The organism is Micromonospora sp. NPDC049274 (genome assembly GCF_040678875.1).
Taxonomy (GTDB): Bacteria; Actinomycetota; Actinomycetes; order Mycobacteriales; family Micromonosporaceae; genus Micromonospora.
The window spans coordinates 46169-59965 of sequence record NZ_JBFAQS010000012.1; the positions used below are offsets into that span (position 1 = coordinate 46169).

A 13797-nucleotide genomic window follows, 5' to 3' on the forward strand; every position below is an offset into this window, starting at 1 on the left:
CGATTGGCGGGGGTAGGGCGGCGTGTTGAGGCGCTGGCCGTCAGCCAGGAAGCCGTCGACCTCTACCGCGAGTTGGCCGCCGGCAGCCGCGACGCCTACCTCCCTGACCTCGCCATGTCGGTGAATAACCACGCGAACCGATTGGCGGGGGTAGGGCGGCGTGTTGAGGCGCTGGCCGTCAGCCAGGAAGCCGTCGACCTCTACCGCGAGTTGGCCGCCGGCAGCCGCGACGCCCACCTCCCCGACCTCGCCATGTCGGTGAACAACCACGCTCTTCGGTTGGCGCAGGCAGGCCGGCATGCCGAGGCGCTGGCCGTCAGCCAGGAAGCCGTCGACCTCAACCGCGAGTTGGCCGCCGGCAGCCGCGACGCCTACCTCCCTGACCTCGCGACGTCGGTGAACAACCACGCTGTTCGGTTGGCGCAGGCAGGCCGGTGTGTCGAGGCGCTCGCCGCTAGCCAGGAAGCTGTCGACCTGCGGCGGGAGTTGGCCGCCGGCAGCCGCGACGCCTACCTGCCCAACCTCGCCACGTCTGTAAACAACCACGCGGCCACGTTGGCGCAGGTGGGACGCCGTGTTGAGGCGCTGGGCGCCAGCCAGGAAGCCGTCGACCTCTACCGCGAGCTGGCCGCCGGCAACCGCGACGCCCACCTCCCCGACCTCGCCACGTCGCTGAACAACCACGCTCTTCGGTTGGCGCAGGCGGGCCGGAGGGACAAGGCGCTGGCCGCCAGCCAGGAAGCCATCGACCTCTACCGCGAGCTGGCCGCCGGCAACCGCGACGCCTACCTCCCCGACCTCGCCACGTCCCTGTGGAACGTCGGCTACGTAGCGCGCATTCTCGGAGAGACGTCGGAGCAGATCCTCGATGCAGTCGCCGAGGGGGTGGGGTACTTCGACGAACTTGCAGCCACGGAACCGCAGGCGTTCACCGCACGCCGAGAGGCGGCGGCATACACCTTGACCGCCCTACAAAGAAGCGCCGTCAATCAGCACCCCACACTGACACCACCCAGGTCACCACGCGCCGACGAGGCGGCGCCCGACACCGCTTAACTGGAACCCTCAACTGGTCATATCCACACGCGGTACCTGCCCAAGATCGGGTGCACGGAGTGCCGCTGGCATGGCGCACCAGCCGTCCGTGCACTCTCACGGTCAGTACGGCATTGAGATCGCCCGCCGCATCATCAGACGATGATCTGAGCTGCTGACCTGGCCGCCAGCGCCATGGTCGGCGTGACTCACCATGGCTGTTGGGCGAGCCGGCTGACGGACCTACCCGAGCAGCGCCGCCGCCAGGGTGGCCAGCGACAGCGTCGTGGTCACCCCCACCGCCCTGTTGGCCACCGCCTCGCTGACGCATTACTCCTGGCCTGGCCAAAGATAGACGGCCCCCAAACGCCGTCGATCCACCACTGCAATGCCGGCGGCTGCACCCGGCTGCGCAGGCGAGTGCAAGGAATCGCCAGTTTCGGTAGACCCACATCTGCAAATCTCCACCGTCACGCTGCTCACCATCTGCCCCCGACGCGTACACGCCTGCGCTCGGCCCGGCACTGTGAAGGGCGGCGGGGGAATCTCGTGCCACAAGGTTTAGGCAGCTCAGCGTCACGTCGGACCGAAGGTCGGCACTCAAGGTCGGACCGCAAGTCGGCATTCCCGGTCGTTGCGCGCCGAGGGAGTCTGGGCGTACGGAGTGATGGCGTCGGATGCCTGAACTATGGGATTCCCTGGGTCGCTCACCTTTCGGCCATCGGCTGAAAGCGCGACCGGCTCGGGTGCTCCCGCGCAGGTCCTTCGTTGCAAGCACTGTGCCGCCGCGAGCCATGGCGGCTCGAATTCGTCGGAGGGGACGTTCATGAGCGTCGAAACGATAGACAGCGAGAGCCTGCGCCGGGCGATGGTCGATCAACTGGCTGATGATCATGTCGACAAGGGCTTGACCTTGCGGCCTGAGGTGGAGGCGGCGATGCGGACAGTACCTCGAGAGCTGTTCACGCCGGGCCTTCCTCCTCAGGAGGCGTACGAGAACAGGGCGGTCATCACGAAGCGGCGCGGTGAAGAGAACATCAGCTCGGTGTCGGCGCCCTTCCTCATCGCGGAGATGCTCGGCCAAGCGGCTGACGCGTTGGGCGGTCTGAAGGGCCGCCACGTGCTGGAGATCGGTAGCGGCGGCTACAACGCCTCGCTGCTGCGGGAACTCGTTGGCGCTGCCGGTTCCGTGACCACGGTGGACATCGACTCTGAAGTGACGGATCGGGCAGTCGCGTGCCTCAAGGCTGCGGGTTACGACGATGTCAAGGTCGTGTGCGCCGATGCCGAGCATCCGGTCGATCCTGGCCGTCGCTACGACCTGATCATCGTCACCGCCGGAGCGTGGGACATCCCGCCGGCGTGGTGCGAGCAGCTCACCGACAGCGGTGTCCTGGTGGTGCCGCTGCGCACGTTCGGGATGACTCGATCGTGGGCGCTACGCCGTGCCGGTGTCGGCCTGGTCAGCGTGAGTGAGCGTCAGTGCGGGTTCGTGCCGGTACAGGGCGACGGAGCGTACGACGTGCAGTACGTCGACGTGGCCGACGGGGTCCACCTGCGGCTCGATGAGGGACAGAGCCTTGCCTCCCAGGGCCTTGAGGGGCTGCTCGTTACGCCCAGGCAGGAGGCGTGGGCCGGTGTGAGCCTGCCTCCCCCCACGGTGCTGGCGGATCTGGACCTGTGGCTCGCGACCCGCATCGCCGCCGCGGGTCAGGAGTTCGTGGTGCTGACCGCACAGGACGCGGCCATCTCGTCCGGCGTGGTCGCGCCGTCGTGGCGGTTCGGGACCCCCGCTGTCCTGCACGACGGCACCCTCGCCTACCGGTCGGAGCTGCGGTGGACCGGCGACGCGTTCGATCTGGGCGCGTACGCCCATGGCCCTGACGCTTCCGCGGCAGCTGCTGCGGCGGGGCGAATGGTCGAGCACATGCGGGACTGGGTGAACGCCGGCTGTCCCGCGCCGGCGCTGCACGTTCTGCCCGCGCAGACCCCCGACGGCGACTTGCCGGCCGGGACGGCCTTGGACAAGCGGCATAGCCGCATCGTCCTGGCCTTCACCACTGATGGAAGGGAGCCCTGATGGAGCTCGACGAGTACGAGGTTGGCCAGGAATTCGTGGAGGGCGAGCTCAACCTCCGGCTGGTCGACGCCGGCCCGGCACTGAGCGCGTACGCGACTGCCACCGACGACGGCTGCGGCTCCGGTAACACCGGGTCGAGCGCCTGCACCGGCGGCTAACAGCCGCCGTGTGGCGGGGCCCGGCCTCCACGAGGTCGGGCCCCGCCCCAAATTTTCTTAGGTAGCCGGTTCTAGGAGCACGCGATGTTCCAAGCGACGGGCGCAGCGATGATCAGGGCAGCGTCCTACCCTTTCGATCTGACCCTTCCAACGTGGCCCGACCTGACGACCGAGCAGCCAGAACAATGGCGAGATTGGCTACACCAGGCGTGGGCACTGCCAGGGTTCGCCGCCGCCGTTACCCACGCCGCGCCACAGCTGACCGACCAGATCGCCCGCGTACTCACCGACGAAGCCGTGACCGGGCCGCGACTGCGCCGAGCGGTGGAGGCGACAGTTCGATACCTCCTGAGGTGGACGACACGGGCGACGCCGTTCGGCCGATTCGCCGGAATCGCTCCCGTGCAGGTCGGACCCCGTGCGGCAGCCCGCTGGGGTGCCGCCCACAGGGAGGTGAAGCGCCCCGACGGCCGGTTCATCGCCGATCACACAGCCCGTGCGGAACGAGACCTGCGAGCGCTCCGCGCGGTCACGGTCGCGACCAACCCGCTCGGGTATTCGCGCGGCGGGACGTGGGTGGTGCCCTGCGGCCACAGCGACGGTGACCGGATCAGCGATGTAGAAATCGACCTCACCGATCCGATACGTGTGGCGGTGCAACTCGCCACCTCGCCAATCGCGTTCGCCGACCTGACGGCCCGAGTGGTCGATCTGACGAACACCGACCAGCCAGACGGCGCCACCAATACCGAACGGCTCTTGGCCGCACTCGTTGCCGCCGGCGTCCTCGTGTCCGAGATCCGCCCTCCAGTGACCGCCACTGACCCCGCCGCCCACCTCAGCCAGCACATCGACCTGCCCGACCCCGGAGAGCGTGTCCAGGTCGACCTACGCGTCGACTGCTCTGTGACGCTGCCGCCGGCCGTGGTCAGGGAGGCGTGCGAAGCCGCAGCAGCGCTCGTCAGCGTGGCGCCGCGCTTACCGGGCTGGGTCGCCTACCATTCCGCGTTCATCGAACGCTGGGGTCCGGGCGCGGCCGTGCCGTTGCGTGATGTTCTGCGGGTCCTGGGCTTTCCCGCCGGCTACCGCGGCTCGCTGCGCCGCGATCCGGCGGGACTGCCCGCCCGCGAAACCGTCCTCATGGAACTGGCACAGCGCGCGGCCCTGCACGACTGTGCCGAAGTGATGCTCGACGCCAAGCTGATCGACCAGCTGCGCGGCGACGACGATCGACCTCCGGTCCCACACACCGAACTTCAGTTCACTCTCGCCGCAGCTACACTCCGGGACCTCGACCGAGGCGACTTCACGCTGACGGCCATCAGCGGTGCCCGCCACGCAGGAGCAGCAGTGGGCCGCTTTTTGCATCTGCTCAACCCGTCGGAGCTCGCGCTGTTCTCGGACGTCTACACCCATCTGCCGACGACCCTGCCCGGCGCGGACGCGGTACAGATCTCCGGCCCTCCACTGGGTAGCCGGCTGGCCGCTCTCGCCCGTGCTCCCAAGCAGCTGCCCGTCCTACCTGTAGGCGACTTCCACCTCGACCCGCAGTGGACGCTCGAAGACCTGACCGTCACAGCTGACGGTCAGCGGCTCTGGCTCGTGTCGCGCACGACAGGACGGCCGGTCGAGCCGATGCTGCTCAACTGCCTGCTGCTACCGACGCTCCAGCAGCCGCTCATCCGGTTCCTGACGGAGATGCCCATCGCGTGGACGGCGCCGTGTGTCCCGTTCGACTGGGGCCGTTGCCGCAGCATGCCGTTCCTGCCACGCGTACGACGAGGCCGGTCGATTCTGCACCCGGCCCGCTGGGTCATCACGGCGGCCGCACTACCCGGGCGTCGCGCGTCGTGGAACGATTGGCGGGCGGCCTGGCAGCGGCAGCGAGAACAGCACCGGCTACCCGCAGACGTACTCCTTGGCAGCGGTGACGCTGGACTACGCCTCGACCTGGACGACACCGCCCACCTGGCGCTGCTGCGTAGCCACCTCGACCGGCACAGACACGCCACACTTACCGAGGCACCAGGACCGGCCGGCTGGATCGACGGCAGGCCCGCGGAACTCCTGCTCACACTGACCCGCACCCCGCAGCACGACGAGCTGCCGCCTCGACCGGCGCGGCCCGCCAGCGCTGTGGAGCACCGCCCCGGCAAATCGCTCTGGCTGGACGCCCGCCTCACTGGCCGAACCGAGCACATCCTCGCCGACCTGGCTAATCGACCCGACGCGTTACCGACCGACTGGTGGTTCCTGCGCTACCCCGACCCGGAACCCCACCTGCGGCTGCGCATCCCACTCGTTAACGCCAACCAGTTCGCCGACGTTGCCCGCGACGTTGCCGCATGGGCTGAGCGGCTCGACGAGCAAGGCCTCCTGGCTGACTACGGCCTGGCCACCTATCGGCCTGAGACACGCCACGGCGCCGGGTCCACCCTCGCCGCAGCCGAAGCTGTGTTCGCCGCCGACTCCCGCGTTGTCCTCGCGCAACTCACTGGTGATCGGCACGGCACCACCGCCGCCAGCATGATCACCATCGCTCACGGCTTCACGGGCGACGGCCCACGCTGGATGGCCGAGCACGTCGCGCACCGGAGCGGCCCACGCCTGGACCCCACCCAGATCAGCCACGCCCGCCGACCCCAACACGACGACGACCTGACAGCGGCGCTCACCGCGGCGCTGACCGCGTACCGGACCCTCGTCGACCGAGACGGCCTCGAACCGGACCAAGTGCTGGCCGACCTGCTCCATCTACACCACGCCCGCATGATCGGCGTCGACCTCGCATCCGAACGGCATTGTCTCCGCCTCGCCCGCGCCGTCGCCCACAGCACCCTCATCCGCGGTGCGTCATGACCGCAGGACAGTCCCTCGCCGACGGGGCAGTCGGCATCGCCCTCTGGCACCTTGAAACCGGCAGGTGGAATGCGGCGTACGCCGCGCTCGAGCTGGCAACCGCAGGCGGTGTCAGCGCTACCGACAACGCCAGCCTCTACTACGGCGTACCTGCGCTCGCATTCGTCCTCGCCGCGTCCGACCAACCCGCACTTCGCCGAGCCCGAGCCGTCGCCGCCGCCGGGACTGCCACGGTGACCCGCCGCCGGCTGCACGCCGCGCACCGCCGGATCGACCAACGGCAACAGCCCGCGTACTCCGAATTTGACCTCATCCGCGGTCTGACCGGCCTCGGCGTCGTCCTGCGCCGCATCGGGGACCTCGACCTACTCCGCGAGGTGCTGACCTATCTCGTACGACTCACCGAACCCATCGGCGAGCTCCCCGGCTGGTGGTGCCCACACGGGCCCCACCGCGCTGAGCCGGCACCCGCCGGAGGCCACAGCAACCACGGCATCGCCCACGGCATCACCGGCCCACTCGCACTCCTGGCGCTCACCCTCCGCGATGGCATCACCGTCGACGGACACGCCCAGGCAATCAGCCGCATCTGCCGGTGGCTCGACACCTGGCAACGCCACACCAATACCGGACCGTGGTGGCCACAAACCATCACACTCGACGACCTCCGTCGCGGCGACCCAAGCCAGTGCGGGCCGCTCCGGCCGTCCTGGTGCTACGGCACCCCCGGCATCGCCCGCGCCCAGCAACTCACCGCGATTGCCCATGGCGACACCAGACGTCGTCACCTCGCCGAGAGCGCGATCGTCGCCTGCCTGAACGACCCCGCCCAGATCCGTCAACTCACCGACCGCGGCCTGTGCCACGGAACGGCCGGACTCCTCACGACCGCACGCCGCATCGCCGCCGACGCCCTGACACCCATACCCCTCGGGCCACCGCAGCGGCTCCACCAGCAGGCGCCAGAGGCGACCGACGAACCCGGGGGCTTCCTCGACGGGAATTCCGGCGCCGCCTTGGCCGCGACCGGAACCACGAAGACCTCGTGGGACGCCTGCCTGCTCCTCTGCTAACCCGCCTACATCGACCGGACGGCACTCATGGAACAGAACTCCTGGAGGCAGGTGAACGTCGCCTACCCCGGCACCGACTCCAGACAACGGGAGAGGCAAGCTGTTGAACACCTCTCCCGCGTGCTACCCGCCGCCGAGGCCGAGGGCCTCATCACCTCGTGGTGGTTCATCCGCAAGGGCCCGTGGCGGATCCGCTATCTCCCAGCCACGCCCTCCGGCGACCAGTTGCACCTACTGCTCACCGAGACCGTCAACTGGACCACCGACATCTACGAACCAGAGATCCATGCCTTCGGCGGCGCCGCCAGCATGAGCGCCGCCCACGCTCTGTTCCATCACGACAGCCGACACCTGTTGGAGTACCTCAGCGACAACCCCGACGACCGACGGGAACACGCACTTGTCCTGTGTACTGCGCTCATGCGCGCCGCCGGCCTCGACATCAACGAGCAAGGCGACGTCTGGGCCAAGATCGCTGACCAGCGTCGCGAAGTGGCGAGCCCGGCATTCACCCAGGACCTCCAAGCGCGGACCGATCTCACCGCTGACGTCCGTCGCCTCCTGCTCGGCTCACCTCGCGCTGGCGGCATCGCGAGCGACTGGTTGAGCGCCTTCGCAGTCACCGGGACGGCACTGGGCGCCCTCCGTGAGTCGGGCGAGCTCACACGAGGAATCCGCGCCATCATCGCGTTACATGTGATCTTCCACCTGAACCGCCTCGGAGTCCGCGCGAGCGCCCAAGCCACCCTCGCCCGGGCAGCCAAAGAAGCCATCTTCAACGACGTATCCCCCTAAAGCGACGGCCGCAGATCAATCCTGCTAGCGATCGCCCTGCTCGCGTCGCTCGACTGTGAATCCCAGTGGCGACCTGCTGTCGGGCTTGCGGGTTATCCCCGTCCAATCAGGTAGTGAAGAGCGTCGGTGACTTGATCGCCGGATGCACCGTGCTCAGCCCGGCCCACGGAGTGCAGGCATCACCGATGCCTGCACCGGCCGTGACGCCAAGACTCCCCAGCAAGGCGCCTACCCGCGACTTGCGGTAACACTTTCGAGGATGTTCTTCCCTAACCAGGACCACCAGGCGTTCGTGCCGGCGTTTCGGTCGCCGCGCGGGCTGGGGCTACAGCGCCTCCGGCGGGGGCGCTCCGGCTCCAGGATGGCTGGGGGCCGCCCGCGGCCGCCGGCTCAGTGGGTGGCTGCAGGTTAGGACATCCTGTCCGCCATCGACCCGGGCAAGCCGAGCAGGCCGCCGCCCGGCCCACCAGCGTACGAACGAGGCGTCGGGGTTCGCGGGCCGTGGCGGGCCAGGCGCCGGCCTGCTCCCCAAAGGGCGGGTCGATGGCAGACAGGATGCTGGGTGCTTCTGGCCCGTCGTGCGCGGCTGGTTGTTTAGCGCGGCCTTCGTCATTCAACGGTGTCAACGCGAACGACGGATCGAACTTAGAGGACTCGTCGAACCTATGGGCAGTTCCTTGCAGGTACGCCTAACCGATGGCGACACCTTCGACCTGCGCGATGGCGGACCGTGTTGCCGCGCTGAGGGGAGGGGCCGGTACCGCAAATGGCTCCGCCTCCGGCAGGCACAGGCCGGCGTTCCGACACCGATATAGAACGGGCGGGATCGTCGCGGGCGCGGGAGCAGAGGTGAGAGCCATCCGAGGTGGCCGGGCAGTTCGGATGACCCCCGCGTGCGCGAGGAGCAGTGGGTCGACGTCGGCATCTGGGGCTACAAGGCAGGATCATCCCCGCGTGCGCGGGAGCGGGTCGGCTCCACCAGGCGCCGAAAACGGCTGACGGATCACCTCCGCATGCGCGGGGAGCAGTTGCAGCGGACCCGCGACACGTCGTAGACCCGTGGATCACCCCCGCGTGCGTGCGCGGGGAACAGCAGCCGTCGCCGAGATGAGTGGTGCCGGGCCGAGGATCACCCCCGCGTGCGCGGGGAGCAAATCGGCCGAGCGTGCTCCGGGTCGAGTCCCGGCGGACCACCCCCCGCGTGCGCGGGGAGCAGCGAAGGAGCCAGCGTCCGGCCGATCGGCACGGGGATCACCCCTGCGTGCGCGGGGAGCAGGACGACATGGACGCCACCGAGCGCGCAGCGCTGGGATCACCCCCGCGTGCGCGGAGAGCAGGCCATCGACGGCCGGGTGCCCGAGCCCGCGAAGGGATCACCCCCGCGTGCGCGGGGAGCAGAACCGTTGATCGGCCTCGACCATGTGGCCGGTGGGATCCCCCCGCGTGCGCGGGGAGCAGTCCTGCGCTCATTTGACCATTCCTCCCACGGCCGGATCACCCCCGCGTGCGCGGGGAGCAGGCCAAGCCGTCCGAGTTCGCTGGTGGCACCTTCGGATCACCCCCGCGTGCGCGGGGAGCAGTAGAGAACTGAGGTAATCTCGGCAGTCTTCAAGGGATCACCCCCGCGTGCGCGGGGAGCAGGGGTGGGGAATGAGCCACCGCATTCTGGCCCTGGGATCACCCCCGCGTGCGCGGGGAGCAGGTCGTCGCCGGCCGCGCCGTGGCCGGGTCGAACGGATCACCCCCGCGTGCGCGGGGAGCAGGTCGTCGCCGGCCGCGCCGTGGCCGGGTCGAACGGATCACCCCCGCGTGCGCGGGGAGCAGACCTGCGCGGACGTCTTCGTGTCCAACCGGTCGGGATCACCCCCGCGTGCGCGGGGAGCAGAACCTTGTCCATGGTTCCGCCGGTGGAGACGTGGGATCACCCCCCGCATGCGCGGGGAGCAGCGTCTCGCGCTCGGCGTGACCTGCCTGGCCGTGGGATCACCCCCGCGTGCGCGGGGAGCAGATCTTCTTGGCCTTCGCCTCGGTCGACATCTGGGGATCACCCCCGCGTGCGCGGGGAGCAGTCGATCTCTCTTTCTGGTTCGTGGGAAGGGGAGGGATCACCCCCGCGTGCGCGGGGAGCAGGCCACGGTCTACCGGGCTTCGCTGTGGCAGGAGGGATCACCCCCGCGTGCGCGGGGAGCAGCCCTTGTTTGTACGGCAGGATCGAGTGCTTCGGAGGATCACCCCCGCATGCGCGGGGAGCAGAGGCGCCACGGCTTCCCGCCGCCTCCAGCGAGGGGATCACCCCCGCGTGCGCGGGGAGCAGGGGACAGCCTTCAACCCGAGCTCCATCGCCGCTGGATCACCCCCGCGTGCGCGGGGAGCAGGAACCTTTCTTGAGCGCCCAGCCGGCCCACTCTGGATCACCCCCGCGTGCGCGGGGAGCAGCTGCGGGCGGTGGTCAACGCGGGCCCCCGTGTGGGATCACCCCCGCGTGTGCGGGGAGCAGACCCGCAGCATCGTCGACAAGCAGGGCGGCGAAGGATCACCCCCGCGTGCGCGGGGAGCAGTCAGGCCGTGCGGATGGTTGTGCGGGGTGGGCAGGATCACCCCCGCGTGCGCGGGGAGCAGGCAGGCCCGCGCCCGGCCCTGCAGCGTCTCCGCCGGATCACCCCCGCGTGCGCGGGGAGCAGGCGGACCTCATGGGCAAGGGCCAGGAGATCAAGGGATCACCCCCGCGTGCGCGGGGAGCAGTCCGGCGGCACCGTGGCGGACCGGCAGGGCATGGGATCACCCCCGCGTGCGCGGGGAGCAGTTCGAGGCCAGCCAGATCTACGAATCGGTTGAGGGATCACCCCCGCGTGCGCGGGGAGCAGGGTTGCCGCACCGAGTGCGACGAACGCATTGAGGGATCACCCCCGCGTGCGCGGGGAGCAGGCTTTCCTTTTCGGTGTCGGACAGTGCGCGCAGGGATCACCCCCGCGTGCGCGGGGAGCAGATCCTGCGCGGCGATGAGGACCTGTGGCTGAGGGGATCACCCCCGCGTGCGCGGGGAGCAGTACGGGGCGGGCAGCCCCCACCCGCCGTCCGGGGGATCACCCCCGCGTGCGCGGGGAGCAGGTGCCCGGGTCCTGGCTGGTCGCGGCCGCCAGCGGATCACCCCCGCGTGCGCGGGGAGCAGGGCGGCCAGGTATTTCGGCCACACGTTGCCCAGGGATCACCCCCGCGTGCGCGGGGAGCAGTGACAAAACCCGGCGCAGCAGCGCGTGCTCGCCGGATCACCCCCGCGTGCGCGGGGAGCAGACGATCCGCTCCCGGATCACGAGTTGCTGTTCTGGATCACCCCCGCGTGCGCGGGGAGCAGACTTCTTGACCTGCGGCGTTATAGATCGACTCCGCTGTTTTTATTCACTAGGGTTCGCAAGATCGTCGCACGCAGTCGCAGGTCCAGCGAGTAATTATCTCGAGGCTAACGACCCCTGCTGCAGCGTAGTCGCTGAGACTCCAGTAACCGACTAAGCAACGCTCAAGGCTGCCTTGAGGGGCCGGGAGGAGGTGAGACCACCCGCCAGCGTCTATCAAGCGGTGGTGAGATCCGTGGCTGAGACCCCGGACGCCTGGGCCGTATGGAGACCGTCTGATCAGGACGGGGGGCCGAGGGCGCCGACGGTTAGGCTGTCGCCGATCTCGCGGGCCAGCGCAGCCCCGGTCTCTGCGGCTCGATCGAGTCGGGTCCGAAACTCAACAAGCTGGCGAAAGGCGCGCCCGTACGCTTGCTGCCGGTCTACTGGCAGTACCGGGATGGCGAGCCGCTTAATGTCGATGCGCAGGGCTCCGCTGCCGGTGCTGGACGAGCGACCGGCGAGACGCAGGTTGTCTGTGCGGGAGATGACGCCAGCTACAAACCAAGGATCGAATCGGGACGAGTCGACGCGAAGCAGCTGTACGCCGGTTCCGAGCTCGGAACCAACTTGTTCTGGGGTGGCTACTCGGGCGCTGATTTTGCGTCCGATGACTGGGACGAGGATGTCGCCGGCTTGTACTTCCGGTCCGGCGCTGTCGCCGGGGGCCCGGGCCGCAGTGCCGGTGGCCGGGTCGCCGGCCAGAACGTCGGCTCCAGTCAGCACCAGGCCGCTGTCGAGGGTGTGGGTTGATCGACTACGGGAAACCGCGCGTTGTATGGACATGCTGCCCGACCGAATCAGGTCAGCGATGTCAGCCTGGGGGGCCAGTCCGAGTGCTGCTGCGTCGATCTCTTGCACCGCTGGCAGGCTGAGTCGTACCTGTTCAAGTAGTCGGCCGAAGTCGCTGATCCTGGCGATGATCTCTGCCGGATTGGTGGCGAGTTCATTGGATCGTGGCAGGTAGCGCTGTGGTGTGAGGTCGACCTGGTCATCGAGCACCTCGATTGCGGGTACGGCGCGGTGGACGCCGGGCTCTTCGGCGTAATGGTCAGACAGATAGGCGCGCCAGGCGGTCCCTGCGACGTCGGCGATCGCCCCAGTGGTTGGCGCGGTCGTGGTATCGACAACGAGTAGGGCTCCAGCCTGTGGCTGGCCCAGGTCGGGCAGTCTGAGCACCCAGATGTGCAGTCCGATGCCGGTCGGTGGCATTAGGCCGGCGGGTAGCGCGATGACCGCTTGGAGCGCTCCGTGGCGGACGAGTTCAGCGCGGACACGACGGCCAGCTGGGCGCAGAGCGGCTGCCGGGGGCATGAGAACAACGGCGGTACCGGTGGGGGAGAGGTGAGCCAGGGCATGCTGCACCCAGGCGAGTTCGGGCTCGGTGCGCGGTGGCAGGCCGTAGGTCCAGCGGGGGTCGTAGGCCAGGCGATCGTGGCCCCAATCGTGGATGCCGAACGGGAAGTTAGCCACGACGACGTCGGCCCGTAGGTCGGGCATGGCGTCGGCGAGCAGGCTGTCGCCGATGTGGACGACGGGCGGATGTGCTGCGTGTCCGGAGCGTTTTGCGCGCAGGTGTACGAACCAGAGCCGTAGCAGCGTGATCAGGGCGTACTGAGGGTTGATCTCCTGTGCGTAGCACCGGGTGACGGCGGCGTCCAGCAGTGCCCGGTCGGCGGCCATCCGCAGGATTGATCCGGTGCCGCTGGTGAAGTCGAACGTGCTGGCTCCGGCGCCGGCGAGGTTCAGCAGCACGTCAGCGACGCCGTCTGGTGTGCCAGCGAGACCAGACAGCGAGTGAGCCGAGGCGACGTATTGGCTGTGCAGATATTCGAAGGCGGCCTCCGGCTCGCCTTCTTGGCTGAGTTGGTCGACGGCGCTCAACAGCGTGGTGAGCTGCGGTGTCCATTGCTTTGGCAGCACATCGTCGACTAGGTCGGCCAGGTCGGAGTCGATCGCGCGCAGGTGCGTGAGGAGTTTCCGGGGTGTAGGCAGGCTGTCGGCCGCGGCCTCGGGTCGATCGGAGCGGATGAGCAGGTAGGCGCCGGCGATGCTGAGCGCATCACTGATCCGCGCAGCAGGCTGGTAGCTCTCGATGTGTCGCCAGGCCCACTGCTCAGCGCCGGCCTCATGTAGCCGGCCGTGTCGACGGAGCCAGCTCTCAACCTCACGTGCGTCAAAGGATGGGCTGGTCGGAGTGCCGCCCACGGGTACTGGGAAGTCGGCGTAGCGGCGACGCCAATTACTCACCGCAGCCCGGCCGACGTTGGCCAGCCGTGCGATGCCGCTGGCGGTCAGAGTGGCGTCGCTGGGGGCCGTCCTCGGCTCTTGAGTCACGCGTGAACGCTACCATCGGCATGGGCGTTGTGCATCGTGTTCACAGGCGCTACCTTGTCAATGGCTCGATT

7 protein-coding genes and 1 CRISPR repeat array are annotated in these 13797 nt (G+C 69.0%); of the genes, 6 read left to right on the forward strand and 1 reads right to left on the reverse strand.

All coding sequences use genetic code 11. From position 1 onward, the window contains the following. The 6 genes from AB0K10_RS22240 to AB0K10_RS22265 form a co-directional block, all read left to right on the forward strand. On the forward strand, positions 1-1056 hold a 1056-nt coding region (locus AB0K10_RS22240; protein ID WP_363686273.1), incomplete at its 5' end, for a tetratricopeptide repeat protein. A gap of 805 nt (positions 1057-1861) precedes the next feature. Beyond that, positions 1862-3115: a methyltransferase, FxLD system gene (gene fxlM / locus AB0K10_RS22245; RefSeq protein ID WP_363686275.1), complete on the forward strand. Its 1254-nt coding sequence runs from the start codon at positions 1862-1864 to the stop codon at positions 3113-3115. Beyond that, positions 3115-3273, forward strand: coding sequence for an FxLD family lanthipeptide (locus AB0K10_RS22250; protein ID WP_363686277.1), 159 nt, complete (start codon positions 3115-3117; stop codon positions 3271-3273). The genes fxlM and AB0K10_RS22250 overlap by 1 nt, the downstream gene beginning before the upstream one ends. Positions 3274-3357: 84 nt before the next feature. Further along, positions 3358-6132, forward strand: a complete 2775-nt coding sequence (locus AB0K10_RS22255; RefSeq protein ID WP_363686279.1) for a lantibiotic dehydratase — start codon at positions 3358-3360, stop codon at positions 6130-6132. Further along, complete coding sequence (locus tag AB0K10_RS22260) at positions 6129-7205, forward strand: lanthionine synthetase C family protein (RefSeq protein WP_363686281.1); 1077 nt, start codon at positions 6129-6131, stop codon at positions 7203-7205. Before AB0K10_RS22255 ends, AB0K10_RS22260 begins: the two co-directional genes overlap by 4 nt. A gap of 27 nt (positions 7206-7232) precedes the next feature. Then, positions 7233-8000, forward strand: a complete 768-nt coding sequence (locus AB0K10_RS22265) for a thiopeptide-type bacteriocin biosynthesis protein (protein WP_363686283.1) — start codon at positions 7233-7235, stop codon at positions 7998-8000. 1000 nt (positions 8001-9000) lie between these two features. Next, positions 9001-11352: a CRISPR direct-repeat array (repeat unit 28 nt; unit sequence GGATCACCCCCGCGTGCGCGGGGAGCAG). Between the two features lie 277 nt (positions 11353-11629). Here AB0K10_RS22265 and AB0K10_RS22270 read toward each other — a convergent pair. Further along, a complete protein-coding gene (locus AB0K10_RS22270; protein WP_363686285.1) occupies positions 11630-13726 on the reverse strand; it encodes an N-6 DNA methylase in 2097 nt (698 codons plus the stop codon). Positions 13727-13797 lie beyond the last annotated feature (71 nt).